Genomic DNA, 26,669 nt, shown 5'->3' with positions numbered 1-26,669 from the left:
CTGACCACACAGCTAGTGTCGTTTGAGCCAAAGCTTGTCATTTTTCTATCGCAGAGCAATATTGAATTAGCCTGACTACTGTTGAGATGGAAAGCAGGAGCTATAGAGTAATAATATTTTTGCCTGAATAGTTTAGATGTAATTTAAGCAGGCGTGTAATAAGAATAGTTATTATTTAGATTGTTATGTGTCCTTCATTTAAAAGTCATCGGTCATATATTTACGTGAGTTGGTCCGTGACTGCCAATCCGGTGATATTTTTTACTAAACCGTTTTGTTTGGTAATAATGCGCACCCGATACACATTCTCTGGAGTCAGGTGTCTATGAGTTCTTCCAGTCGTTCTGCTATCGAAGCTGCGATCCAGTCCTACCAGGACCCTTATTTAAAACAGGATTTACTGTCTGCCGGTTGCGTGAAATCCCTTGAGATCGACGGGGGCAAAGTGCAGCTCTCTGTCGAACTGGGTTATCCGGCAGACGGTCTGGTCAATGGCGTGGCGGAACTGTTGCGTAGCAAAATCAATAACGTTGACGGCGTTGCAGACAGTAGTGTCAGCGTTAGCTGGCGTATTGCCTCTGCACCGGTTCAGGGAGAACTGGAAGCTTTTACCAATGTGAAAAATATTATTGCTGTGGCTTCTGGCAAAGGGGGTGTGGGTAAGTCTACGACCGCGGCTAACCTGGCGCTGGCGCTGGCAGCTGAGGGTGCCAGGGTGGGTATTCTGGATGCCGACATTTACGGTCCAAGTGTTGGAATGATGCTGGGTATTGCCGATGGCATCCGCCCTGAAGTAAAGAATGAAAAGTTCTTTATGCCCATTCAGGCTCATGGCATTGAAGCTATGTCTATGGCGTTCCTGATTACTGAAGATACGCCCGTGGTCTGGCGTGGCCCTATGGTGAGTGGCGCTTTGCAGCAGCTGCTTACCCAGACCCTTTGGAACAACCTGGACTACCTGGTGATTGATATGCCACCGGGTACCGGCGATATCCAGCTGACGCTGGCGCAGAAAGTCCCTGTTACCGGCAGTGTGGTGGTGACCACACCGCAGGACCTTGCCTTGATCGATGCTAAAAAAGGTATCGAGATGTTTAACAAAGTGAATATTCCTGTACTGGGGGTGGTGGAAAATATGGCCGTCCACATCTGTTCCAGCTGTGGTCACAGTGAGCATCTGTTTGGTGAAGGGGGTGGCACCCGTATTGCCGAACAGTTCGGCGTCGATCTGCTGGGTGCTCTGCCGCTGTCCATGATGATTCGTGAACAGACGGATAGCGGCGCGCCAACAGTCGTTGCCGAGCCGGATTCTCAGATCACCATGATCTACAGGGATATGGCACGCAGGCTGGCTGCCGAACTGTCACTGAAAAACAGTCAGGCTGCAGCGGCACCCGCTATCTCTTTCTCAGACGATTAACGACCGATCAGCTTCGGGAGTCTGGTTTTTACTTTCTGTAAGAACTGCTCCCGCTGCTGTTGTGTATTCTTGCCCATGCGGTAAAGAGCCAGCCAGTGAAACCGGCGGAAACGGGTACAGGCCCGGAGACTCAGTTTCAACATTTTTCTGGGCGGATTACCGATCAGTTTCATGCGCCACCAGGAAGCCCCCTGGGTGGTAATGACCACAACGCTTCGTATCTTTGTCAGCCCCGGTTCTACGGCACCGCCATTAAACGTTGCCGCAATTCCCGGGAGCCAGACCCTGTCCAGCCAGCCTTTCAGGATAGCGGGTGGTCCTGACCACCAGGTGGGGTAAACCAGCACCAGTGCTTCAGCCCAGCGTAGTCGGCACACCTCCTGTTCAATGCCAGTGGTGTTATCGCTGGTCGTATAGCGCAGGCGCTCATCCCTGCTCATGGCCGCAGTAAAATTCTCCTGATACAGATCCAGCACATTAACCTCATGGCCAGCTTCTTTCAGGGTGATCTCTACCTGCGCTTTAATGGCAGCATTAAAGCTTTCAGGGTTCGGGTGGGCGTATACCACCAGTGTCTTCTTTGGTGTCATTTTTTAAATTCGGTATGAACCCGGTGAATCAGCTAAGGGGAACCTGTTCGATGGTTACGCCGTTTTCGCGGCAGAAGCGGGAGAGTTCTTCCTGAGGGTTACGGTCGTACTGTTCGTCATAAACAATGCGTTTAATGCCTGCGGCCAGCAGGTTCTTGGTGCACTGGTCGCAGGGGCTGTGGGTGACATAGGCGGTTGCCCCCTCAATAGCAGTGCCGCAGCGGGCAGCCCAGATTACCGCATTCAGCTCTGCATGGATTTCGTGGCGCAGTGACCAGTGATGGTGCTCTTCGTAGTCGGCTTCATTACAGTTGATGTAGCCAGACGGTGTGCCATTCACCCCGGTAGACAGTACCCGCCCGTCTTTCACCAACAGACAGCCTACCTGCAGGCGCACACACTTTGACAGTTTGGACAGCGATCGTGCCATCTCAAGATAAACAGTATCACTCATAAATAGATCTGGTTTGAATAATCGGTGGATGACCGTACTTTAGCAGCATTAAAGACGGCACATAAGACTTTGCAGGCAGGCAGGGGCAGTTAAAGTAAATCATTCGGCAAGAAGCAGACCAGTTCGGGGTGAGTTATATTGATCCAGGTCACAATAGTGGTTTCCAGAAATCGTCCATACTGTAGTCAACCCCAGACGCTTAAGCAGGAGGCCAAGCCATGAATCAGGACTATTCTCTGCAGTCTGTCACCGCTGCGCAGATCATGACTCATAAGGTGATTAGTGTTCCCTACGACTGGACGGTTGACCGTCTGGCAAGGTTTTTCACAGATAAAGGGATTTCAGGTGCGCCGGTTGTCGATGAGTCCCGTCGTCTGGTGGGGGTAGTGACACTGTCTGATATTGTCCGTCAGACCGGTAGTGGTCTGGTGGATATGAAACGTCGTGACGAAGACTTCTACAGCTCCATGCTCGATGCTGAACTGTCTGAAGAAGATATGCGCGCTTTCCATGAAAGCATTGACCAGACTGTTCTGGTAAACGACATAATGACCCCAATGGTCTTTGAGGTTGAGCCGGACACGCCGTTGGTGAAAGTGGCAGAAGCCATGGTGAAAGGCCGAATTCACCGGGTTCTGGTAACGGAAGGCAGACAGCTGAAAGGTATTATCAGTGCGCTGGATATTTTGAAGGTAATGACCGACTGAAGAAGGGGCTTTACCACTTAAGAGGCTGCTTCAAGGTGACTTCCTGTTTTATGATACCAAGGTATCATAAAACAGAGATTCACATGTTCTTTAACAAAGGCTACTCGTTGGGTTAATTAGTGGCGAGTAATACTGAGGGTTGGAAAAATGTAAGATTGATATAGACTTCACCGAAATAAAGAACAAGTAACTTTTTTATGTTTGTTTTTCATCGATGCGCTTTGGTGTTGCTGTTTTTTTTGTTATTAAGTGACAGTCCGGCGTATGGCTATGAAAAAAGGATAGGTAAACATTTGGTAATGCGGCGCAGTATTGAACGCTGTCATTCGAACAACATCAATACAAAACCTGAACTGGAAATAGTTCCTCATAATGTTATTCCTCACCGTTATTTTAATTCTATCCCTGCTGGTATTGACACTGATTACAAAATCGATAACATCCCGGTTGGCTTATCACTTGCTCTACACTTGCAGTCTTTGGCAAATGAACAGGCCCGTCCCAGGCTAAGGGTCTTCAGTCCTGAGCGACATCTTCTTCGGGTCGTTTTCCCTGAGGCGACTGGTTCTTTTTATAGGGGAGTTGAATTGTGTCTGCGTAATGAAAGAGGTGAATTCGTTGATTTTGACTTTAATGATACCTATTACGATATGTTTGCCACTTATCATACTCTTTCGCATTATTGTCGAACCGCTGTTACAGTTTTCAACGACGAGGTACTGTATTTCATTGATGAGGCCTTATCCTCCGGTGTGGCAATGGATCGTCAGGAATATCAAGCTTCCGGGGGGCATTGGTTACGTACTCCTGGCTCGTATGGTTTAACGCTTTTGACACTGGAACGCTTAGAAAATCTGAGGGTTACGGTCACCCCTCTCAGGGATGTAGCATTCAATAACATACCGGCTCCTCCGTTATTCAGTCGAGGAGAGGAGAGAGCTTCTCAAGGAAACAACCCGTACAGACAGCGACAAACTGTCCGAACGTATCTTTACTCAGAACATTCAGTAGTGACAATGCCGCTACCTTTTGCTGATAAATCCAGAAGTACACCTTTTATAAACTGTGAGCCTCTTTCAGGTAGCTCTTTTACATACAGTCAGATGGGATTATTAAGCACCGATCAGGACGATCAAGAAGAGCAGGAAGAGCAGGAAGAGCAGGAAGAGCAGGAAGAGCAGGAAGAGCAGGAAGAGCAGGAAGAGCAGGACCTGGATCTGGAAAGTGAAATGAGTAACCCGCAGGATGGCTACGGGTTACTCTTTTTTTGCATTTGCACTGTTTTGAGTGCTTTTATTCTTTACTACTCATGGCGGTAACTGAAAGCCGTTGACGAAGTCATATTCCGACCTTTCTGATGAGTTTGTCAGGCAAATTCGCGGTTGCAGGCCTGATTTTATCTTATCTCTGAGTAACGCGAATCACAGCCCTGCGGTTTTCTCGCCGCATTACCTCCGTTTCATTGCCTCTTACGGGCTCACTTTCACCTCTGCCCCGGGTTTTAATATGTTCTTCTGGTACGCCGCGATTTATCAGCCAGTTTTTTATGGTCATAGCCCGACGTTCTGAGAGATCCTGATTGAAAGTTCTAGTGCCAATGGCGCAGGCATGACCCGTAATAATAATACGACTATCATCGCTTATCTGCGTCAAAAGCCCATTCAACTTTTGCTCACCCATCGCCCGTATAGCCGTCGAATTAAAGGCGAAGTACAGAGTGTCCAGACGATCCTGGTAGGGTATCTCAAACACGTCGTCTGCAACCGGGTCAGCCAGGGCGCATGCGGTTCCGGAAATTACTGCGCCGGTAAGAAAAGCAACGCCACCGGTAGCCCAGCTATAGGCCGCAGCCGGAACGCCTAACACAGCCCCCCCTTTAGCGGCGCAGACAGCCCAGTGCCGGGAAGGTGCAGAAGTGTGTTGCTGGTTTGAGGTTGAGGCGCAGCCCGCTGTGAACAGCATGGTAAGTATGATGGCGCTAAACTTCAGCTTCCTGGCCGTCATGGTACTTCTCCATCCATGGTTTTTTTTGATAGTCCCTGCCCCTGCGAGTGGAAAACGTTGCGGGTGCTTTTGTGGTGAGTATAGGCATGCTTATGACTGGCAGGGGAGAAGAGGTGTTTTGTCGGCAAATTAAAAGGAATGGGGAAAGGTACTAAGCAGGTCGTTGTTTTTTTGACTGGGATGGGGAGGGCCGGGCTTTTAGGGGCGCAGCATTCAATAACTTACCGGGCTTTTGGCTGTTGGCTTTTGGCTATTAGCTGCTCATACAGCCAACCGCCAAAAGCCAACAGCGGTATATTATGTTCTGCTGCTTCCCTTAGCTGTTGGCTATTGGCTATTGGCTATTGGCTATTGGCTACTCATACATCCAACAGCCAACAGCCAACAGCCAACAGCCAACAGCCAACAGCCAACAGCCAACAGCCAACAGCCAACAGCCAACAGCTAACAGCTAACAGCGTTATATTCTAAGCTTCGGTTCCCCCTTAGTTATGAGCGTGCAGCTCATCGTTCAGGGAGAAAGCGGTCTTTTTCGTCAGGCATTCAACGGCGCCGGTCTGGGAGTTGCGCCAGAACAGCAGGTTGGACTGTCCTGACAGGGTTGAAGCCTTAACGGTTTCAACCGGATTGCGTTCGTTATCCAACAGGGTGACTTTTGAGCCAGCCGTGAGATACAGGCCAGCTTCTATGGTGCAGTGATCTCCCAGAGGGATATTGACACCTGCTTCGGCACCAATAAGACAGTTTCTGCCAATGGAAACGACGATATCGTTACCGCCAGACAGGGTGCCCATGGTGCTGCAACCACCGCCCAGGTCGGAACCTTCGCCCACCCAGATACCCGCCGAAATACGGCCTTCCACCATACTCTTGCCTTCAGTACCGGCATTGAAGTTAATAAAGCCTTCATGCATCACCGTAGTGCCTTCACCCACGTAAGCGCCCAGACGTACTCTGGCCGTGTGGGCGATGCGCACGCCTGCCGGAACAACGTAGTCGGTCATTTTCGGGAATTTGTCGACGGAATTGACGCTCAGGTAGCGACCTTCAGCACGGGCTTTGAGCTGGCGCTCCTGTAATTCAGCCAGATCGATTGCACCTTCGCTGGTCCAGGCCACATTAGGCAGCAAAGGGAAAATTCCTTGCAGATTAACACCGTGTGGCTTGACCATTCGGTGAGAGAGCAGATGCAGTTTCAGATAGGCTTCGGGAGTACTGGTCAGGGCGCTGTCGGTTTCAAGGAAGGTAATAACCCGCGGGCGGTCGCTTTCTTCCAGGCTCAGCATAATTCTGGCCAGTTCCTTCTCACCCAGGTTTTCAAACAGTTCTTCCAGGGCGTGGCAGGTTTCGCTGTCCAGTTCAGCGTAAGTGTTGCCGCCTTCGTACTGAATCAGGTTCTGAATGGCTTCAACCAGCTTTGCTTCCGGATGCATCAGCGGCTTCGGATAATACACTTCCAGCCATTCGCCTTTGTTGTTTTTGGTGCCAATGCCAATGGCGAGGCTGAACAGAGTGTTGGTTGTACTCATTGAATGTGCTGCCTTATTGCAATTTTTCAGTTGAATCAGGTAATGGGGGCAAAAATCTGTTTATAAAGGTCTGGCTTGAATCCCAGGTGTTTTTCTGTGCCGGTATCCAGCAGTGGACGCTTGATCATGGCGGGATGCTCCACCATCAGAGCCAGGGCGCGATCTTTATTAATGTTCTGTTTTTGCGCTTGAGGAAGGTTCCGCCAGGTGGTGCCGCGCTTGTTCAGCAGTTGTTCCCAGTCCAACTCGTCAGTCCACCCCTGTAGCTGCTGAAGGGTTAACCCGTCTTTGCGGTAATCGTGGAAATGGTATTTGACATTATTGTCATCGAGCCAGCGGCGAGCCTTTTTTATGGTGTCACAATTCTTTATTCCATAAAGAGTTATGCCATAAAGAGTGCTGTCGTAAAGAATGGTCATAGTGTTTCCTGATGTACTCTGAAGCCCTTGCCGCGCTTACTATGCCTTAAATACCGATACGCCTCAAATACCAGCCTGTTGCAAGGGCTTCACAGCCTGTGGCCATGTGCCGACAGAATAAGGATGACTATTCATTGATTTATTGAGGCTGGCTGCATCATGGACTCGGAAGATTTGCACTGTGCTTATAAAGGTTCGTCAGGCTCTGGCTGCGACGGGAAGGTGGTATCCGGTTCAACGTTTTGTTTCTGGCACTGTCCGGATATTGACAAGTCGGGCATGGAGCTCACCAGGAGACTGGAAAAGCGAGCCAGGACAGGACGCTCTATGGAAGGCTTTTTGCTGAAAGGTGCCAATCTGGAGAATGTTAATCTTGTCAATCATGGCGGAGAACCCTTCCGGCTGATAGGGGCAGACCTGAATCGAGCTAATTTGCATAAGGCGCATTTATATCAGGTGAGTTTGTTGCAGTGTAATCTGCTTAAAGCCAATCTCAGTGGTGCGAATCTGCACTTTACTGATCTCTCAGGCTGCAATCTTCTGGGGGTTAATTTTAAACAGGCCCGGCTCGACGAGGTTTACTGGGGCGACCGGTTGCTGCAGGAACGTCTGGGTTATGAGCAACAGCGCAGTCATCAGGATGAATCGGCTCAGTCGTTGTTTCAGGAAGCAGAAGAGGTTGCACGTAATATTCGCCGCAATTGCGAGAGTCAGGGGTTGTTTGCCATCGCGGGTGACTTTTTTTATCGGGAAATGGTAATCAGACGTCAGCGTTATCCTAAGTGGTCGTACGATAGAGGGCTGTCACTTTTGGTTGACCTGATTAGTGGTTATGGGGAAAAACCGCGCCGGGTCATTTCGTTTGCGGCTGGTTTGATTGTTCTGTTTTCTTTCATCTATCTGCTGTTTGGGGTTCAGGAGGGGGAACGGCTGATTCAGTATTCCCCGGATCAGTCGTTTCTGGTCAATGCACGAAACTGGTTTGATACCCTTTACTACAGTGTTGTCACGTTTACGACACTGGGTTATGGCGATATTACGCCTGTGGGCATGTCAAGGTTCTTTGCGGCGCTGGAGGCCTTCACCGGCAGTTTCAGTATGGCGCTGTTTGTGGTGGTGTTTGTAAAAAAAATGTCTCGGTGACAGTCCCTTTCTTCAACCGGTCTTGTACGCTTCACTTTCTTCAGGATCACAGCTGATGGCAGCGTGGTTCTGCCCCTGTAACAACTGTTTAAACTGCTCCCGGTGCATATGAACCAGCTCCCTGTGGTTGCCTGCTTCAAGGTAGACGTCCTGAACGGAGTTGAGTTCATCATCCCAGCAGGTACTTATGCCGTAAGCGGTGCCCATGGCCGGAACTGCCCCGGAATCGCAGTCCGGAAAGAGTTTTTTCAGCTCTTTTTCGGTAGCCAGTCGTAAATGGCGATCCAGTTTGGCATTGATCCAGCGGAGCATCAGCTTATTCATGGAGGGCATTATGGCCATCATGTAGCCTTGCTCGTCGTGAAGTACAACCGCTTTGGTCATGTTCTTCACCGGTATACAGGCGGAACGGGCCGTATCCAGCGATCTTTCGGAATAAGGGTGGCAGACCAGTTCGTAGTCTGCATGGTGCTCATGGAGAAAAGATTGCAGTTGTTGGGCAATAGCCATATCAGTAACTCCGGTAAACCATTTGCTGAAAAGCAAAGAGCCAGACAGCTGTGCAAAGTAGAGATAAGGGTAAAGTTTATATGGAATAAGAGCGTATGCCTGATGAGTTAGTACAGAAGCTGAGAACAAAAGGAAATTAAAGCAACGTCGTATATATTTTGCTAATTTGCCCTGTTTTCATTGAAATGGTTCAGTATGGGATTTCACCCTGTCTTTCCTCATTTAACGACGGTATCCTTTCTGGAATTCCGTTAAATACTTATGGTTGTTAGCAATGAATATGTGGCGCAAAGCCAGATCTGCCTCAGCAGGCGCATTAGCGATTTTTTTCCCACAGCTTACCTGGGCAGCAGAGGATCTGCTAAGAGTGACCACTCATCCTGTGGCATGGGTCTGTGTCTTTATTTTTGTGGCTGCCTATATCGCCGTTATGGCGGAAGAAAAAATCCATTTGCGTAAATCCAAGCCTGTCATACTCGCTGCGGGGGTGATCTGGGCTCTGATTGCCTGGGTGGCGAAAGAGCAGGGCGTCTCGCACTATGACCTGAAGCGGGCGGTCATGCATGATCTGGAAGAATATGCAGCGATGTTTTTGTTCCTGCTGGTGGCGATGACTTATGTCAACGCCATGGAAGAGCGACAGGTGTTTGCCAGCTTGCGTTCCTGGCTGGTACAAAAGGGTTATAGTTTCCGGGAGCTGTTCTGGGTAACAGGGGTTCTGGCGTTTTTTATCTCCCCGGTAGCCGATAACCTGACAACAGCATTGTTGATGGGGGCGGTGATCATGGCTGTAGGGCAGAAAGATGTTCGCTTTATTTCTCTGTCTATGGTCAATGTTGTCGTCGCATCGAATGCGGGTGGGGCTTTCAGCCCCTTTGGCGATATTACCACGCTGATGGTCTGGCAGGCAGGTAAAGTCCAGTTCGCGGAGTTTTTTTCGTTGTTTATCCCCTCTCTCGTGAACTTCCTGGTGCCGGCAATGATTATGAGTGCTTTTGTCAGCAAAGGTCAGCCACTTCCGGTTAAGGATCAGGTCGCTATTCGTCCGGGTGGACTGATGATATGCCTGCTGTTTCTGCTGACTATTGCGATTGCCGTTTCCTTTGAGCACTCTCTTGGCCTGCCACCCTTTATGGGGATGATGACAGGGCTGGCGCTGCTGATGTTTTATACCTACTTTCTCAGGGTGCAGGGGCTGACCAGTAGCAAACAGTTTCCCTCCGGCATGCACGATCATGAAGACCTCGACGTCTTCCAGCGGGTGGCACGTGCCGAGTGGGATACGCTGCTGTTTTTCTTTGGTGTTATTTTCTCGGTGGGTGGGCTGCGCTACCTTGGTTATTTGGAAGTGGTGTCCAAATTGATGTACGAAGACATCGGCGCAGGCTGGACGAATATTTCTGCCGGCGTGATTTCAGCCATTGTTGATAACATCCCGGTGATGTTTGCAATTCTTGGTATGAATCCGCAGATGGATACTTTCCAGTGGTTGCTGATTACCCTGACCGCCGGTGTGGGTGGTAGTTTGTTATCAGTGGGTTCTGCTGCGGGTGTCGCCCTGATGGGAACGTCTAAGGGGCATTACACCTTCCTGTCTCACCTGCGCTGGAGCTGGGTGATTGTCCTCGGCTACATCGCCAGTATTCTTGCTCACTTCCTGCTGAATGGAGAGCCGCTTATCTAAGCAGGTAAACGACATAGGGAGTGCATTGGCCAGTGGTTCTGATGTTAACAATTGCATCGTAGCGCTGGCCCGGCTTAAGATCCCGACTTTGTTTATGCAGTGAGAGATGCAGCCTTGACATATCAATATTGTATTGACTGAACCTGTCGGCATGAGGCTTTGAGTCTGGTGTAAAGCTGACCAGGAGAGGTTTCACTGTGCTGTTTACAACGACGGAACCTCTAATGGGCTCATAACGGCAGTTCCGGTTGTTGCTGATGCTGCAACCCGAAAGCAGTAAGCTGGCAATCATTGTTATTGCGTACAGTTTCGAATGACAGCGTATGGTTTCCCCCATAACTTCCCCCTCAGCTTATATCCGTTCTGCCAGTTTCTGATTATTACTTGCCTTGATCCTGATGTATATGGAAAGAGTGAATAAAGGATTGCGCCTTGAAGTCCGTACAACCTTTCGACATGAAATGGGTGGCATCAGCATCGCTGGACAGTTTAGGGAAGCAGCAGAACATAATATACCGCTGTTGGCTGTTGGCTGTTGGCTGTTGGCTGTTGGCTTTTGGCTGTATGAGCAGCTAATAGCCAACAGCCAAAAGCCCGGTAAGTTATTGAATGCTGCGCCCCCTAAAGGTTGTTTACATTAATTAGGTAGCCATTCGTGGTGGCATTTCGGGCATTCACGAACGACAGAACCATATCTGGACACAAAGCCAATCCATATGTGTAATCCTATAGATAATACGGCGGCTGGCAGTGAAAGGTTATAAATCCAGTCAAACAAGGAATAGCCTTTTGATTGGCAATCGGGGCAAACAGGTAGATTATGACAAATGCTGACAGTACCTCTTCTGGTTCTTTTACTGTAACAAGGCCGGTAGCGCTTCACTGACCATTGAGTTTCTTTTTGTTGATTTATTTTGAAGATTTGCATTGAAAACTTTATAAGTTCTTCTGAGATCGTATTTATTTCACAGTTGATTTCTTCAATCTCATCAGTAGCTTGATTAAATCCATAACCTTGTGATTTATCAAATGGTGCAATGCCCCATTGACCTTTATCCGACACGCAAAAAGAAAATATATACTCATCTTGAGAATTTTTTGGTAATTTCAATAGGGAAAAAGGAAGGGTATCAAACACCTTTGCACTCTTTACCAGTATTGATTCTATATTTTCATCACTAAGCTCCATGGCACTCAGGGAGCTACAGCAAAGAGACATTAAAAGAATAAATTTTTTTAACATTTTTTTTATTACCTGATGGTCTTTACCGGGAGCCCTTTATGTTAGATCAAATGTGGGTATGTGGTGGGAAATATTGGTGGCTTGAAGATTCGCCTCGCTAAAACTTTGTCGCTATTGTGTCCCGTCATTCCTGCACAGGCAGGAATGACGATGTTCTGATTAGCTTTCTGTTACCGCTTTTGTTAGCAGTTAGCTTTATCCGGGTTGAAATGTTCGCGCAGTCGCTGCAACAGGAAGTAGAACACAGGTATTAGCAAAATACCGATTACGGTGGCGGCGATCATACCGGACATGACCGTTGTACCAATGATTTTGCGGCTGGCTGCGCCAGCGCCGCTGGCAAATACCAGTGGCAATACACCCAGCACAAACGACAGGGCTGTCATCAGTACCGCACGGAAACGCAAAGCGGCCGCATCAGCCGCGGCGTCCAGAATACTCTTGCCCTGCTGGCGTTGAACCATAGAAAATTCAACGATCAGGATCGCGGTTTTGGCGGCAATACCAATCAGCAGAACAATACCAATCTGGGCGTAAATATCATTGGCCATTTCCGGAGCGAAGGTGCGGAACAGGTTAATACCGGCAAAAGCACCAAAGGTAGCCACAGGAACCGCACTGATAATCGCCAGTGGCATGGTCCAGCTTTCATACTGGGCGACCAGGAACAGGTAGACAAACAGAAACGCCAGGCTGAACAACAGGGGAGCCAGGTTGCCTGCTTCGATTTCCTGCAAGCTCTGACCAGACCAGGAGTAGGTGTAACCCTCTGGCAGTGTTTTGGCAATTTCCTCCATCGCGACGATAGCGTCACCGGAACTCAGCCCCGCTGCAGCCTGACCACTGACGTTCGCAGAACGGAACATATTGTAGTGCTTCAGGCTGTTTGGCCCCAGAACAGGGCTCAGGGTGGCAACGGTCGTCAGAGGTACCATTTCACCTTTGTTATTACGAACAAAGAACCGGCTCAGGTCAGCTGGCCCGGTACGGTATTCACTTTCAGCCTGTAAACGCACCTGGTAGGAGCGACCGAACTTACTGAAATCGTTAATGTAGGCAGAGCCCAGCTGGGTTTGCAGTGTCATAAAGATTTCAGACAGCGCTATACCCTGTGCCTTGGCCTTGTCACGGTCAATATCCAGATAATACTGGGGAATATTGGCGCGCCAGGTGCTGAATACACGATACAGGCGAGGATCCTGGTTAGCCTGGTAAATCAGACCATTAAGAACCTGCCCCAGCTCTTGTGCTGAACGTCCCCTGGTATCCTGCAGACGGAAGTCAAAGCCACCGGAGGAGCCAAGACCGGGAATGGGTGGGAATACAAAGGCCATGGCCTGGGCTTCAGGCAGGCTCCATACCATGCCCTGAATTCTCTGGAGAACGGCAGACTGGTGTTGATCCGGGTCAGGGCGCTCACTCCAGTCGTTCAGGTTGACAATGGCCATGCCACCATTAGAGCCTGAACCGGAGAAGATGCTGAAGCCGGAAACGGTAATCACACTTTTAACATCCTTGTCAGCACGGATCATGTTGGTGATTTTTTCCATGACCTCCTCGGTACGATTCACCGAAGCGGCATCTGGCAGCTGAACGTCAAGTACTACAAAGCCCTGGTCTTCGTTAGGGACAAAGCCAGTAGGGGTAGCCTTGAACAGGTAGCCAGTGCTACCAATGAGGATGGCAAACAGGCCAATACCCAATACAGAACGGCGCAACAGCAGGGTTACCCAGCTTTTGTACCCTCCGGTCATCTTGTGGATGAATACATCCAGTGGTTTCAGCCAGGCGACATGTCCCATTGACTCTTTTTTCAGCAGAGTGGCACACAGCGCAGGGCTCAGGGTCAGGGCATTGATGGAGGAGATTAGCACCGCTACGGAGATGGTCACGGCAAACTGGGAGTACAGGCCACCGGTAATGCCCGGCATGAAGCCAACCGGTACAAACACCGCCAGCAGTACCAGAGTGGTAGCAACAATCGGGCCGGCTACTTCTTTCATGGCCTTGCTGGTTGCCGCTTTCGGGTCCATGCCTTCTTTGGTGATCAGGCGCTCAACGTTCTCAATAACAACAATGGCGTCGTCTACGACAACACCAATCGCCAGTACCAGACCAAACAGGGTAATGGTGTTGATAGAGAAACCCAGCACCAGCATGACCGCGAAAGTACCAATCAGGGAAACTGGAATGGCAATGGCTGGAATCAGGGTAGCGCGCCAGTTCTGCAGGAACAGGAACACCACCAGAATAACCAGCAGTATCGCCTGGAACAGGGTATTCACCACTTCACTGATGGAGGCATCGATGAATTTGGTGGTGTCGAAGGCAATCTCGTACTCAACACCGTCCGGAAAGTTTACGGACAGCTCTTTAACGGCTTTTTTTATGTCCGCAGCAACACTCATCGCATTCGCGGCAGGCTGCTGGTAAATCACCAGAAAAGCGGTGTCGGTGTTGTTGTAACGGGAAGTGCCGCTGTAGCTCTGAGCGCCCAGCTCGACCCGGGCAACGTCTTTCAGGCGAATAATGGTACCGTCCGGACGAGCTCGAACGATGATATTCTCAAAATCCGGTTCTTCGACAAGACGCCCCTTGGTTTTGATGGTGTAGGTGAACATCTGGTTCGGCACGTTGGGTCCCTGACCTAACTGCCCCGCTGCCACAATGGTGTTCTGTTCCCGCATGACCGCAGCAATATCCGATGTAGTCACTTCCAGGGCAGCCATACGCTCCGGGTTCAGCCAGACACGCATACTGTAGATCTGGGCACCCAGAATACTGGCGTCAGCGACACCGTCAACCCGGGACAGAGTATCTTTCAGGTAGTTGTTGGCATAGTTGTTCAGAAATATACCGTCATACTCCGGGCGATCTGAAATCAGGTTGATACCCAGCAACATATTGGACGACTGCTTTCGCACCCGTACACCTGTGCGACGAACGTCTTCTGGTAGTACAGGTTGAGCAATGGCAACACGGTTTTGAACATTCACCATCGCTATGTCCTGGTCAATGCCGGACTCGAAGGTGATCGTGACACTTGCGGAGCCTTCATCGGCAGAGGACTCCATGTAGATCATGCCTTCCACACCGTTGATATTATCTTCAAGGGGGCGAATGACAGCTTCTTCAATGGTTTCCGCATCGGCACCGGGATAGGAGGCGCTGACGTTTACCTGGGGCGGCGTGATGTCCGGAAACATTGCCACGGGCAACGCATAAAGGGCTATCAGACCGACCAGTGTGATGACTATCGATATGACAAAGGCAAACTTGGGCCTGTTAATAAAGAATTGACTGAACATCTCACTTACCCTGCTGAGCCTGAGTGTCGGTCTGAGTTGGCATGATGATAGCGCCACTTTCCGGGTCGAGAGTGACCCGATTCGGCTGAACCTTCACGCCGGGGCGAACTTTCTGCAAACCTTCCACGATGATCTGTTCACCAGCTTTCAGACCGCTGTTAACCACCCAGAACGGGCCCATGCGTCGTCCCATTTCGACCTGGCGGGTTTCTACCTCGTTGTCACTGTTGACCACCAGTACAAAACGACCGCTCTGATTTTCCTGGATGGCGGATTGAGGCACTACGGGGCGATCCTGTTTGTTGCGGCTCTCGGCGATCAGGGTCACGTACATGCCGGGAATAATAATGCCATGGGGGTTAGGGAACTGGGCTCGGAGGGTCAGGGTGCCGGTGGTCTGGTCAACCTGAGTGTCCGCAAAATTGAAGACGCCGGGCTGGTCGTATTCCGAGCCGTTTGGTAGGCGAAGACGCATATCGAAATTGCCGTTGTTTGTGCGTTCCCCCCCTGTATCCTGGAGATAATCGACCAGCATGCGCTCATCGACCTGGAAGGTGACGTACATAGGGTCAACGGTTGTGAGGGTAGCGAGAGAACCGGAAGATGGGCCGACCAGGTTGCCAACGCTCTGAGTGGCACGACCAATCTGACCGGCAAATGGCGCATAGATATGGGTATAGCCAAGGTTCAGCTTAGCGGTTTCCAAACCAGCTTCTGCTGCCTGAACAGCGGCTTCGGCACGTGCCTGATTGCTGGTCTGGGTATCCAGATTAGCCTGACTGATATGGCCTTTCTGGAATAAATCCTTACTGCGTTGAAGGTCTTTGACCGCCTTGGTGCGTTCGGCCTTGGCACTGGTGAGGTTGGCTTCAGCTTTCTTCAGAGCTGCTTCGTAAGGTTTAGGGTCAATCTCAAACAGTAGCTGACCATTTTTAACATTTTGTCCTTCTATAAAATCACGCTTGGTCAGAAAGCCTTCAACCCGCGCACGCAGGTCTACGGTTTTAACGGCTTCGGTGCGGGCAACGAATTCCTGATAGTCTCCAACGGGTTGCCGGGTAACATCAATCACAGAAACGGCAGGTGCCGGCATCTGCCCCTGTTGTTGAGGTTGTTGATCACAACCGGTCAGCGCAAACAAAGATGCAATTAAAAAGCTAATCAATAATAATTGTCGCTGGCGGGGGGGAGAAGTTATCGGTTTCATTGGTAGCTCCGGTCAGAAAAAACAGCAAGGTTTGCGGGCTTTGTGGTAGGCGGTATATAGTAAAGATGCGTAGATTCTACCTGCTCATAGGTTTGTCTTATAGTGCCAGAGTCGTGTTTTACAAATTTTGTACTGTAAATGTACCTGACCATAATTAAATCATTCATTTACAGGACTCTTACCGATTCTAACCGCCAAATATAGATCAACAGGCATACACTTAAAGCCACTCTGAATCAGGTTTCAGACGTTTGAGCCTGCTTCAGTATGGTACGTACGATTTTGTAACTGCACTGTCAGTTAAAATCCAATATGATACCGGCAGGTTCAAGTGCATTGACCGGTAGCATATTGCCAAATTTCCCTGTTACATTGAGCTGTACTTTAACCCCGACGTACCCCCGCCGGGGTCTTTTTTATCTGGAGTAACTGCACGAGTGGCAGCTGCTCTTCGCTCATGCTTGTCTGGATGGAGTATCAAATGAGTAGCGACAGCGTAAAACTTCTTTTGATAGACGATGATGTCGAATTATGTGAGCTGCTGATCGAATATCTGGCCACAGAAGGTTATGACGTAAAGGCAGTTCACGATGGAGAATCGGGTGTGCTTTCTGCACTGACCGGTGAATACCAGCTGGTGTTGCTGGATGTCACCCTGCCGAAACTGAACGGCTTTGATGTGCTGAAAAAAATTCGCCAGACTTCTGATATTCCCGTTCTCATGCTGACTGCCCGTGGCGATGATGTCGACCGTATCATTGGTCTGGAGTTTGGCGCAGACGATTATCTGCCGAAACCCTATAACCATCGCGAACTGGTCGCCCGTATCAAGGCGATTATGCGTCGCGGCCGCCCCCAGGCAGCTGACAGCAACCCAAGAACCCTGAGTATTGACGACATCACACTGAATCTGGCGAACCGTGAAGCCACTATTCATGGTGAGGTACTGGAGCTGACGGCCACGGAGTTTATGGTGCTGAAAGCCCTGATCGAAAAAGCGGGTGAGCTGATCTCCCGTGATGAACTGACCCAGATTGCACTGAATCGCCGTCTGACCCTGTATGATCGCGCCATCGATATGCACGTGAGCAACGTTCGTAAAAAGATTGGTACCCGCGCTGACGGGACCGCACGCATTAAAACAGTGCGTGGGGCTGGTTATTTCTATATCCGCCCCTGAGGAGTCATGGGCGGTAAGCACGTTTGTAGTACCTGATTGAATGAAAGCTCAAATGCACAAAATGCTGGTCTGGCCATTTCGCAGTTTATTCTGGAAACTGTTCTTATGGTTCTGGCTGACCATGGTGTCAATGATGGTGGCACTGTTGGTGGCCGTTGCCATTACGGTTGACCCAGCGGATTTCCTGTCTGAACGAAGAGCCCTGTTTCGGGAGCTGGAAGTGGCTTCCCGGCAGGTTGAACGAATGGCGGCCGGCTGGTCGACCAGCCTTTCTATAAGACAGTTGCCTGGTAGTTATTACTATCTTTTTGCCCCTGATGGCGAACCTGTCGGGCGACCGGCAGTACCTGCTGAAGTTCAGTTCGCTTACAACAAAACCCATGACCGGCGGGAGCCGGTTATCACGTTCCGTAGTGGTGTTGTTGTGGTAGGGCCTCGCAAAATCTGGATTGACCGTACCCCTTTTGACTTTTACCTGACCAAAGAGATGCCTCGCCTGGTACATTGGCGGGTTAAGAAAGTGTTTGCTCAGCAATGGCATCTGATCATTATTGCCCTTGGGGTCAGCTTTCTGCTGTGTATTATGCTGGCTCGCTACCTTGTGGTTCCCATACGACAACTACAGGGTACATCACGCCGGCTGGCTCAGGGTGATCTGGCTGCCAGAGTGGCTCAGGTTGTTCGTGAACGGCGGGATGAACTGGGTGAGTTTGGTCGTGACTTCAACCATATGGCTGAACAGCTTGAGTCGCTTATAAACGACAAAGAGCGATTACTCAGGGATGTGTCCCATGAATTACGTTCGCCACTGACCCGGTTGCAACTGTCTCTGGCGCTGGCCCGGCGAAAGTCGCCGGACGCGGAATCTGAACATAGTCGTATTGAACGTGAAATCGAACGTCTGGATCAGATGATTGGCGAAATTATCCGTTTCTCCCGTATTCAGAACGGTGTGACGGACCTGGCCTGGGAGCCTGTCCCGCTTCATGCACTGATTGAAGGCATTGTCGATGATGCTGACTTTGAAGCTCAGGCTCAGGATAAGTCGGTGGTCGCAACGGAACTGCTGGATATTGACATCAATGGTATAAAAGACTGGCTGGGCAGTGCCATTGAAAATATGGTGCGCAATGCCATTCGTTTTACGCCCGAAGGCAGCCGTGTGGAAGTGGCACTGAAGAAGCACAAGCGTTATGCCGTTGTCACTGTCAGGGACTTTGGGCCGGGTATGCCGGAAGATGCGCTGGATTCAATGTTTGAGCCGTTCTTCAGGGTGGACGACACTCGTGGTAAAGAGAATGATGGCTTTGGGCTGGGAACGTCCATTGCGATGGGGGCTGTGAAAAATCATGGCGGCACCATTACAGCAAGGAATGTTCATCCGGGTCTGGAGGTCACTATTTGTTTACCTTTGAATCACAAGGTCGTTGCCTGACAGTTGCTGAAGCCAGGGACTGGCAACAGGCAATGGCCAGACAGATTGTCTGCTGTGATGATGTTGGAGACGTCTATACAGTGGCTGGTGTGGACGTCGGCTTTGAAGAAAAAGGTTCTGTGACCAGGGCGGCAGTGGCCGTCCTTGATTTTCCAACCATGCGGCTGGTGGATTTCGCCATTGCCCAGCTGCCTACCTGCATGCCCTATATTCCAGGGCTATTATCTTTTCGTGAAGCACCTGCGGTTCTGACTGCTTTGCAGCAACTGACGGTGCAACCAGACCTTTTATTATGTGACGGACAGGGCAGGGCGCATCCCCGGCGATTTGGCGTGGCCTGCCATGTGGGTCTGTTGTCCGGTATTCCTGCCATTGGTGTTGCTAAACAGAGACTCTGTGGAGAACATGACGCCTTGCCTGTTGAAAAGGATAGCCTCGTTGCGTTGATGGATGGCCAGGAAACCATTGGTTCTGTTCTGCGCAGCCGCACCGGCGTTAAGCCTCTGTATGTGAGTATTGGGCACAGAATTTCTCTGACCTCCGCTGTGCATTTTGTGCAGGACAGTCTTGCCGGTTACAAGCTGCCTGAACCCATTCGCTGGGCTGACGGGTTGGCATCAAGTCGAGGGAAAATCGTTGAAAAAGCTAGTCGGATTCTGGAGCGTTCCATTTAACCTTTCGCTGGCGCTGGTGTTTTCGCTGCTGGCTATGTTCGCCGGGTGTTCGCAATCCCGGTCAGTAACGCTTACCTCAGAGGAGTTGCAGACTCTGGTTAACCAGAAATTTATGTCGCCACAGATTCGTAATTTGCAGGTATTACCGCCCATTGTGAATGTTCAGCTCTATCTGGAAACCCCAAAACTGACGCTTCATGGTGATTATCAGGCGATTGGTTTCCAGTTCAGGGGAACGCTGGATGCGGATGTCTTCAGTAACTATCTGGACGGAGGCGTTACCGATCCTGTTCCTTTCCAGGTAGAAGGCATTGCCAACCTGGAATACCAGCCGGGTGACCGGGCCTTCTTTTTCTCAAACATTCTGCTGGAGAAGGCGCATATCGATCTGGACATTGCCATGATCGAGACACTGATGATTGACCAGCTGAAGAAAGCTCTCAGGCAGGAGCTGGGTAGCTTGCCAATCATTCCTCTTGATGACGGGGACGCACTGTACCGTAAGCTTGGCAACTTTCCTGCTGCGGTGAGGGTGGAGCAGGGCAGGCTGGTGATTATTCCGAAAGCTTCTTAAGGCCTGTTGAAAGGGAGTTAAGGGAAGCAGCAGAACATAATATACCGCCGTTGGCTTTTGGCGGTTGGCTGTATGAGCAGCTAATAGCCAAAAGCCAAAAGCCAACAGCCAAAAGCCCGGTAAGTTATTGAATGCTGCTCCCCTAAGAGCCACCCTGACTTCAATCAAGGTGTTGTTGTTTTTCAGGGTAAAAGTGATATGCAGAAGCCTGTTGCTGTCTGTAAAGCCAAGTGCATGAAACCTGAGTTCGTTCTTACTGTTTTCTGATCTTCCAGAAAAAGTAGTGGCTGATTGACTTTTCGTGATTATGGACAATACTTGTGCGGCCAAGCGTTAAAGACTATATCGATCCGTTCATCCGACCCCGGAGCTTTTTGAAGGATGGATGTACTAGCTAACTGCTGGAGATGGCTAATTAGTGAAAGCGGAATCCGTAGCGTGTAACCAAAAAGCATAAGAGAAAAAATATGAATTTCGCTACCTTCGAAGATAATAATTTGCTTGAAGCAGGTCGGTATAACTGTGAATTAAGAATACAGCAGATAAGGATGCCAGAAAATGTCCATGTTTTTTTATTCTCGACTGAAGAGCGCTGCTTTTCTGTTGATACTATTGCCAGTTGTTACTTATGGTCTGGATTCAGCCAATAGCCCCCTCTTTAAAAAGCCACGAGTCTACGTTTTAAATCTGGATAAAAGCGCAGATAGAATGGCATCTATGGTAAAAGTGCTTGATGCCGCAAGTATTCGCTATACCCGATTCTCTGCTCTGGACGGTGATGTTATGTCTGTTCCGATGATGCTGGAGCAGGGTCTTGTTGATACTCGTTGGACCCCAACGCCAAAATACCACTGGTTACATCATAACCGTCGGACAACAGGCTCTCAGGCACTTCACTCATACCCTCTTTCTGCCAGAACCGCAGCCTGCGCTTTGTCCCATAAAAAGATACTGGAGAGGGCCAGCAGGGCACTTCATAGTTCTGAGGACGTTATGATTTTTGAAGATGACGTTCGTATTCCGGTGGGTTCAGATTTTTGGCGTCTATATGAAGAGAGTTACCGTTCTCTCCCCGATAACTGGGATATTTTGTTTCTGGGCGCCTGGGATAACCGCTGTCTGAGAGATAGGGTGACTGAGACCCTGTATACCACCGCCTATAGTACAGAAGACGCCTCAACGGATTGCCACAGTGGTACCTATGCCTGGGTTATACGACATACTTCTATTCCAAAGATTCTGGAAAAACTAAACCCTCTCCATGAAGAAATTGACCATCACTTGTTACGCTATTTTGGTGGTGACATTAAAGCCTTCTGGATTTACCCTTCATTAGTTGAACCAGACTTTAGTTTTGACTCTGTGAGGGAGGGAGGAGCAAGTGAGGTGCAGAGCAATTCATCTGTTCCGGTATACCAGGCAGCAGTAAGTGACAAAGTCCTCAGGTATTCAAACTACTCCGCGGATGATTGGGAACTGACCGGGTTCTCAATAAATCGGCTTAATAAAGTGGAGCAAAGCGTATTTAAAAATGAAAGATTGGTAGAATTTATACCCGGGAAGACTCTGGCAACAAAAAACTGGCTGGTTGATGATGCATTAAAAAAAGATATTGCGTCAGGCGCTTCTTTCCTGGCAGAAAAATCTGCACCGCTGGGAACCAATGGAAAAGGGGTTGTTCCAAAGCTTTACTTTCTCGACTCGGAGAAGCTACCCAGATTGAAGCATGTTCATAAAGTGGTTTCTGGAGGTGATATAAAGGATTTTAGCCAGCCAGTACAGATGAATCATCTTTCATGGGCGGTTAGCCGACAAGTGGAGTACCACTTTTACACGTTAGATAAACAAGCCAGTTTCATATATGGAAAGAAAAATTTGTCATGGTGGCGGGTATTTAATGCCCTCGGTAATAAGCAAAAGTACTGGGTCAAAGTGGCTGTTCTCAAAGACATACTTGAACATGAAAAAATACCAGAGGGGCAGTGGGTGGTCTGGCTGGATAGTGATGTTGTGGTGAATGACTTCAGATCCACTCAGTCTATGCTGGATCGAGCCGTTGAAGAGTACGGCAAGGGCAAGTCGCTATTGCTGGCTCGTGATGGTGTTGAGTCTGTGACACCTTTTAATACAGGCATCATCATGGTGAAAAATGATGAGGTCGGGAGAGAGTTAATCAGCCGGTTATGGTCCATTTCGGATCATCCACGAATCGGTTTTAAGCCACAGTTAGAAAGCCTTCATGAACAGGAAGGTTTAAAGATTATTTACAATGGAGAAACTCTTGAGTGGGAAGGAGGCAAAAGGCTGGACTTTTCCCAGCAGGACTGGAAACGGAGTATTGGTATTTTGCCCAATAGGGAGAAGGACTTCAATATCAACACCTGGGTCTGTGATAATGATGTATTATCATGCAGTTATTTATTCGAAGGGGTAAAGGCGGATCGCCAGAATGATGCTTTTATTCATCACCCGGCCTTGGGGCATAGAAAATATTCTGAAATTATGGCGACCTTACAAAGGCTAAGGTTTAATTATCCACTACTGGATGTTTTCCTTCCAGACACTATTTACTCTTATTTCAGGGGTGATTCCTCTGAACGGTATGCTTTCCTTGCAGGTATTATGAGTCTTTGTCTCAGGAGTGATTTTTCTGATTCAGACTCCTGTGAAAAGCTACGTTTAGCTCAGGAAGCCAAAGTTCTGCTACGGTTTTATCGTAATATTCAGGACCTGTTTCCGAATGATATTGAAACTAACCCTTCCCCTGAAATATTAAAGGTTATAGGTCAGTACTGGTGGCAGCATCCCATGGAATTGAGAAATGAGGTTTCCAGCAGATACCAACAGCTTATATACCCTTATATTCATGTACCGAATGATGGAAATGAGCAATCTGATATAGAAGAGTATCTGTTGCTAACCGACAGTATTTTATCATTTACACCTGTTCAAGAATTAACAGGAAAGTCAAGCCCAGTCAGAAATATAAAAGCAGGAAACTCCTTCTACTACGATTGTAAGAATATTAAATTTTATAATGAAATCAATTTGTTGAGTACAGGTTGTGAAAATAGAGATGGAAATATACAGGTTAACCTGATGGTCAACCCGGCAAAATGCAACCTGATTACTAGCGATAATGGGGTCTTAAAGTGCAAAAACTCTGATTTTATGGTAGAGGATGAACCTTCTACTCCATCTTACGAATTAATAGATGGGGGTTATCTAGGCCCCCTCCATCACTCGCTCATGGAAAATTTTTTCGGTCACGATAAATACAATCATTACTTATATGTATGTCATGATAAATTTCGCAGACACAAACAACGGAGTATCCGTGAAGGTTCGAGCTTTATTAAATACCATTATTATTTAGACTATTGTCTTGAGGACTTTTACAAATACGAAAAACTCAAAATCGGTGAAGATTCGTACTATTACAATGCAGACTTTTGAGGCTGAAGAGCCAAGAATATTGGGAATAGAGTGTAGCCTTGCAGCTATGCCCTTCCTAAACACCCGGTAGTCATCAATGGTATACCCCGGAGCTTGCTCCGGGGGAGTGGCTTGATACTCAGTTCTGACTGAAGCATCGATTCCATCGCCAGTTAATCACAGGTATTTTTCTGAACAGGGGGCTTGTCACCGCATAGAGCCCGATGCCTGCCGCATCGGCGAGCAGGTCAAGCCCGGATAACTCGCGATAATCCGTAAACCCCTGCAACACTTCCAGAAGCAGGCCATAACCAAGCAGTGCCAGAGCTTTCTTCCAGTTCAGTTCTGTTTCGGGCCAGCTGGCGTCAATAAGAAATGCCAGTATTACAAAAGCTATTATATGCTGTAACTTATCGTTCCAGTCTGACAGGGGAATGTGCTCCGGGGGCATTAACCCCAGAACCGTCATCGTGGTAAGAGCAACTGCCAGAAAAACTCTGGCAAGCAAGGTGTAGTGTTTTTTTATTATCGCTTCCAATGGGTGGTCCTTGATCGGCGATGCCAGTGGTGGGCTGATTTAGGTTTGTTCTGGCTCAGTTGTTTTCTTAATGCCTCTGGTACCGGGACTTCCTGATAAGTCCCCTGAGGCAGGTTGTCCAGCGTCCAGTCTCCTATCTTATAACGAACCAGCCTCAGAGTGGGATAGCCAATCGCAGCGGTCATACGGCGGACCTGGCGGTTGCGACCTTCTTTTATGGTCAGTTCCAGCCAGCAGTCAGGAATAGACTGACGTACACGAATAGGGGGATTACGATCCGGTAATTCAGGGGCGTTTATTCGTTTGACCTGAGCGGGCAGGGTTATGCCGTCATTCAGTTTTACGCCTTTTCTCAACTGGTCGAGAGCGGCTTCATCGGGAATGCCTTCTACCTGAACCCAATAGGTTTTCGGCATTTTATGTAAGGGAGAGCTGACCTGATGCTGAACTTTACCGTTATTGGTCAGCAGTAACAAACCTTCACTGTCCCGGTCGAGGCGACCAGCAGGATAAACACCGGGAATAGGAATATATTCTTTCAGGGTTGCCCTGCCCTCTGCATCGGTAAACTGAGTCAAAACACCGTAGGGTTTATTGAACAAGATCAGCTTGATCGGTTCATTAGGATTATCTGTATTTTTTTGGGACTGGTGGTAAGTATTCTTTCGCATGATTCCGATCCGAAGAAAAATAGCGGGGGATTATAGGTGTCGGTGCCGTTGTTTAAAATCGGTTTTACGTGAAAGCGATAGCTTTAAGAAATTTTTATCAGAATGATGGTCTAAGCCTTTGTTTGAATAAATATTTAAAACATGAATCTGGACTACACTGAAGCCTTGGAAGCATGGTCAATGCGCCAGTCAACAGGATGTTTCTTTCACGGCTGGATAACAAAATGATAAATACAGGACAGGGTGCACGTTGAGTACTTCAAATTCTGCTGACAATCGTTCTATTTTAACTCAGCCAAGCTTGTTGTTGCGCTATTGTTTTCCTCTGCTTTTTGGGGTGATTCTCTGGAACCTGCCTGCACCGGAAGCTATGGATATCAGGGGCTGGCAAATGATGACTATTTTTCTGAGTACTCTGCTCGGAGTCATGGTCATGCCTTTACCCATGTCAGCGGTTACTTTTTTTGGCATGGCTGCTCTGGGGCTTACCCAGACTCTGACTCTGAAACAGGCGTTGTCTGGTTACAGTGAACCCATTACCTGGCTGATTGTGCTGGCGTTCTTTATTTCCAACGGTTTTATTAAAACGGGTCTGGGCCTGCGAATAGCGTTTTGCTTTATGCGGTTGCTGGGTAAAAGGACTATTACGCTCGGCTATGGTGTGGCTCTGACGGATGCAGTGCTGGCGCCTGCCATGCCCAGCCAGACGGCCAGAGCCGGTGCTGTGGTTTATCCGATTATGCGTTCAATCGCTGAGGTGTATGACAGTTATCCCGGTAATCCTTCCGCCAGAAGAATGGGGACCTTTTTAACCCTGGTAGTGTTCCATGCCAATGCGATTACCAGTGGAATGTTCCTTACCGCTATGGCGGGGAATCCACTGGTTATCAAGCTGGCAGGTGATCAGGGTATTGATATTACCTGGGCGTCCTGGGCTATTGGAGCGATTGTTCCAGGGTTAATTTGTCTGGCGGTCATGCCTGTCCTGCTTTATAGAATTTCACCTCCCCAATTAAGGGAAACCCCAAAAGCCGTCGAGATGGCGACAGAAAAGTTACACGAACTTGGCCGCTTTAAGCGAGATGAATGGATTATGGCAGGCACCTTTGCGGGTTTGCTGGTGTTCTGGGTAACGGGGCGTTACCTGGGGCTCTCTGCTGCACTGGTGGCTCTGTGTGGCGTGTGTCTGCTGCTGGTGTCGGGCGTACTTAACTGGGACGAAATTAAAGGTAATAAAGGTGCCTGGGATACCATGATCTGGTTTGGTGCTTTTGTCACTATGGCGCATTATCTGAGTGAGTTTGGAGTGGTTACGTATGTCAGCAGCTCTATAGGCCTATGGTTTGAAGGTTTACCAGTTTGGCTTAGTCTGATTTCAATCAGCGTGGTCTATTACTTTGCTCACTACTTTTTTGCTGCAACAACGGCTCAAATCTCTGCCATGTATGCCAGTTTTCTGATTATCATGATCAGTGCCGGTATTCATCCAACAGGTGCCGCTCTTACGCTGGCTTACCTGAGCAGTAATTGCGCGGTGGTGACGCATTATGGCAATGGCCCTTCCCCGATTTTGTTTGGTGCCGGATATGTTCCACTAACCACCTGGTGGAAAGCCGGTTTTCTGATGAGTTTTGTTTATCTGACGATCTGGCTTACCGCAGGAACAGCCTGGATGGAATGGCTGGGCTATTTTGGATGATTATGTTAAAGCTGGGTTGGTGCCGTGGCAGGATGGGTAAAAGTACGAACAGGCGTTGTCGTAAAGTTGGTTTTCTGTGTGTGCTTGTCAGTTCGTGTTGTTATTTGGCGTATATCTACGGATTAATGAAATTATCAGAACGTTCAAAATAGCAGGACAGATAAGTTGCTATCTATCTTATCTCTTGTCATGGAGTGCTGGTGTACTCAACGGTAAGTCTACCTGTTTGATTTACCGACTTGTCA

Annotated in this window: 23 protein-coding genes; 12 read left to right on the top strand and 11 right to left on the bottom strand. The window is 48.9% G+C overall.

Features of this window, described 5'->3' with window-relative positions; genetic code table 11:
- Window positions 1-325 precede the first annotated feature (325 nt).
- Window positions 326-1,420 carry an iron-sulfur cluster carrier protein ApbC gene (apbC, locus tag NX720_RS04555; protein WP_262599699.1) on the top strand — a complete coding sequence of 365 codons (1,095 nt, stop codon included), beginning with the start codon at window positions 326-328 and terminating at the stop codon, window positions 1,418-1,420.
- Here apbC and NX720_RS04550 read toward each other — a convergent pair.
- Together NX720_RS04550 and NX720_RS04545 are read right to left on the bottom strand one after the other, a co-directional pair.
- Window positions 1,417-2,010, bottom strand: a complete 594-nt coding sequence (locus NX720_RS04550) for an NAD(P)H-dependent oxidoreductase (RefSeq protein WP_262599698.1) — start codon at window positions 2,008-2,010, stop codon at window positions 1,417-1,419. The two genes, apbC and NX720_RS04550, sit on opposite strands and share 4 nt — an antisense overlap.
- Before the next feature lie 28 nt (window positions 2,011-2,038).
- Complete coding sequence (locus tag NX720_RS04545) at window positions 2,039-2,464, bottom strand: deaminase (protein ID WP_262599696.1); 426 nt, start codon at window positions 2,462-2,464, stop codon at window positions 2,039-2,041.
- A 218-nt stretch (window positions 2,465-2,682) separates the two neighbouring features.
- Between NX720_RS04545 and NX720_RS04540 the strand changes: the two genes are divergently transcribed.
- Window positions 2,683-3,171, top strand: coding sequence for a CBS domain-containing protein (locus NX720_RS04540; RefSeq protein WP_262599695.1), 489 nt, complete (start codon window positions 2,683-2,685; stop codon window positions 3,169-3,171).
- 197 nt (window positions 3,172-3,368) lie between these two features.
- Window positions 3,369-4,490: a hypothetical protein gene (locus NX720_RS04535; RefSeq protein WP_262599694.1), complete on the top strand. Its 1,122-nt coding sequence runs from the start codon at window positions 3,369-3,371 to the stop codon at window positions 4,488-4,490.
- Between the two features lie 82 nt (window positions 4,491-4,572).
- On the opposite strand, the gene NX720_RS04530 is transcribed toward NX720_RS04535, so the two are convergent.
- The 3 genes from NX720_RS04530 to NX720_RS04520 all read right to left on the bottom strand — a co-directional run bounded on the left by NX720_RS04530 (window position 4,573) and on the right by NX720_RS04520 (window position 7,123).
- Complete coding sequence (locus NX720_RS04530; protein ID WP_262599693.1) at window positions 4,573-5,175, bottom strand: OmpA family protein; 603 nt, start codon at window positions 5,173-5,175, stop codon at window positions 4,573-4,575.
- A 485-nt stretch (window positions 5,176-5,660) separates the two neighbouring features.
- Window positions 5,661-6,686: a 2,3,4,5-tetrahydropyridine-2,6-dicarboxylate N-succinyltransferase gene (gene dapD / locus NX720_RS04525; RefSeq protein ID WP_262601528.1), complete on the bottom strand. Its 1,026-nt coding sequence runs from the start codon at window positions 6,684-6,686 to the stop codon at window positions 5,661-5,663.
- A gap of 53 nt (window positions 6,687-6,739) precedes the next feature.
- Window positions 6,740-7,123, bottom strand: a complete 384-nt coding sequence (locus tag NX720_RS04520) for an ArsC family reductase (protein WP_262599691.1) — start codon at window positions 7,121-7,123, stop codon at window positions 6,740-6,742.
- A 159-nt stretch (window positions 7,124-7,282) separates the two neighbouring features.
- Between NX720_RS04520 and NX720_RS04515 the strand changes: the two genes are divergently transcribed.
- Window positions 7,283-8,266, top strand: coding sequence for an ion channel (locus tag NX720_RS04515; protein WP_262599689.1), 984 nt, complete (start codon window positions 7,283-7,285; stop codon window positions 8,264-8,266).
- A 12-nt stretch (window positions 8,267-8,278) separates the two neighbouring features.
- Here the strand turns inward: NX720_RS04515 and NX720_RS04510 are convergent, their stop codons facing one another.
- Window positions 8,279-8,776 (bottom strand): aminoacyl-tRNA deacylase, encoded by a 498-nt coding sequence (locus NX720_RS04510; protein ID WP_262599687.1) that lies wholly within the window; start codon window positions 8,774-8,776, stop codon window positions 8,279-8,281.
- 280 nt (window positions 8,777-9,056) lie between these two features.
- Here NX720_RS04510 and nhaD point away from each other — a divergent pair, with 280 nt between their 5' ends.
- Both nhaD and NX720_RS04500 read left to right on the top strand, forming a co-directional pair.
- A complete protein-coding gene (nhaD, locus tag NX720_RS04505) occupies window positions 9,057-10,460 on the top strand; it encodes a sodium:proton antiporter NhaD (RefSeq protein ID WP_404831078.1) in 1,404 nt (467 codons plus the stop codon).
- 404 nt (window positions 10,461-10,864) lie between these two features.
- Window positions 10,865-11,101 carry a hypothetical protein gene (locus NX720_RS04500; RefSeq protein WP_262599683.1) on the top strand — a complete coding sequence of 79 codons (237 nt, stop codon included), beginning with the start codon at window positions 10,865-10,867 and terminating at the stop codon, window positions 11,099-11,101.
- Here the strand turns inward: NX720_RS04500 and NX720_RS04495 are convergent.
- From NX720_RS04495 to NX720_RS04485, 3 genes are all read right to left on the bottom strand, one after another.
- Window positions 11,098-11,703: a hypothetical protein gene (locus tag NX720_RS04495; RefSeq protein WP_262599681.1), complete on the bottom strand. Its 606-nt coding sequence runs from the start codon at window positions 11,701-11,703 to the stop codon at window positions 11,098-11,100. The two genes, NX720_RS04500 and NX720_RS04495, sit on opposite strands and share 4 nt — an antisense overlap.
- A 182-nt stretch (window positions 11,704-11,885) precedes the next feature.
- Window positions 11,886-15,011, bottom strand: coding sequence for an efflux RND transporter permease subunit (locus tag NX720_RS04490; RefSeq protein WP_262599679.1), 3,126 nt, complete (start codon window positions 15,009-15,011; stop codon window positions 11,886-11,888).
- A gap of 1 nt (window position 15,012) precedes the next feature.
- Window positions 15,013-16,218: an efflux RND transporter periplasmic adaptor subunit gene (locus NX720_RS04485; protein WP_262599677.1), complete on the bottom strand. Its 1,206-nt coding sequence runs from the start codon at window positions 16,216-16,218 to the stop codon at window positions 15,013-15,015.
- Between the two features lie 481 nt (window positions 16,219-16,699).
- Here NX720_RS04485 and NX720_RS04480 point away from each other — a divergent pair, with 481 nt between their 5' ends.
- From NX720_RS04480 to NX720_RS04460, 5 genes are all read left to right on the top strand, one after another.
- Complete coding sequence (locus NX720_RS04480; protein WP_262599675.1) at window positions 16,700-17,398, top strand: response regulator; 699 nt, start codon at window positions 16,700-16,702, stop codon at window positions 17,396-17,398.
- 52 nt (window positions 17,399-17,450) lie between these two features.
- Window positions 17,451-18,833, top strand: a complete 1,383-nt coding sequence (locus NX720_RS04475) for an ATP-binding protein (protein WP_262599673.1) — start codon at window positions 17,451-17,453, stop codon at window positions 18,831-18,833.
- Entirely contained in the window at window positions 18,800-19,507 is a 708-nt protein-coding gene (gene nfi, locus NX720_RS04470) for a deoxyribonuclease V (protein ID WP_262599671.1), read from the top strand. Before NX720_RS04475 ends, nfi begins: the two co-directional genes overlap by 34 nt.
- Window positions 19,470-20,081, top strand: coding sequence for a hypothetical protein (locus NX720_RS04465; protein ID WP_262599669.1), 612 nt, complete (start codon window positions 19,470-19,472; stop codon window positions 20,079-20,081). The genes nfi and NX720_RS04465 overlap by 38 nt, the downstream gene beginning before the upstream one ends.
- Window positions 20,082-20,639: 558 nt before the next feature.
- Window positions 20,640-23,537, top strand: coding sequence for a glycosyltransferase family 25 protein (locus NX720_RS04460; protein WP_262599667.1), 2,898 nt, complete (start codon window positions 20,640-20,642; stop codon window positions 23,535-23,537).
- A 118-nt stretch (window positions 23,538-23,655) separates the two neighbouring features.
- On the opposite strand, the gene NX720_RS04455 is transcribed toward NX720_RS04460, so the two are convergent.
- Together NX720_RS04455 and NX720_RS04450 are read right to left on the bottom strand one after the other, a co-directional pair.
- On the bottom strand, window positions 23,656-24,054 hold the full coding sequence (locus tag NX720_RS04455) for a VanZ family protein (RefSeq protein WP_262599665.1): 399 nt from the start codon (window positions 24,052-24,054) through the stop codon (window positions 23,656-23,658).
- Window positions 24,042-24,725: an rRNA large subunit pseudouridine synthase E gene (locus NX720_RS04450; RefSeq protein ID WP_262599664.1), complete on the bottom strand. Its 684-nt coding sequence runs from the start codon at window positions 24,723-24,725 to the stop codon at window positions 24,042-24,044. Before NX720_RS04450 ends, NX720_RS04455 begins: the two co-directional genes overlap by 13 nt.
- 250 nt (window positions 24,726-24,975) lie before the next feature.
- On the opposite strand from NX720_RS04450, the gene NX720_RS04445 reads away from it, so the two are divergent.
- Window positions 24,976-26,424, top strand: coding sequence for an anion permease (locus tag NX720_RS04445; protein WP_262599663.1), 1,449 nt, complete (start codon window positions 24,976-24,978; stop codon window positions 26,422-26,424).
- The last annotated feature ends 245 nt before the right edge of the window (window positions 26,425-26,669 follow it).

The sequence above is a fragment of the Endozoicomonas euniceicola genome (assembly GCF_025562755.1).
Taxonomy (GTDB): domain Bacteria; phylum Pseudomonadota; class Gammaproteobacteria; order Pseudomonadales; family Endozoicomonadaceae; genus Endozoicomonas_A; species Endozoicomonas_A euniceicola.
Note: the sequence above shows the minus strand (reverse complement) of the source record. Positions and strands in the feature narration are given on the sequence as shown.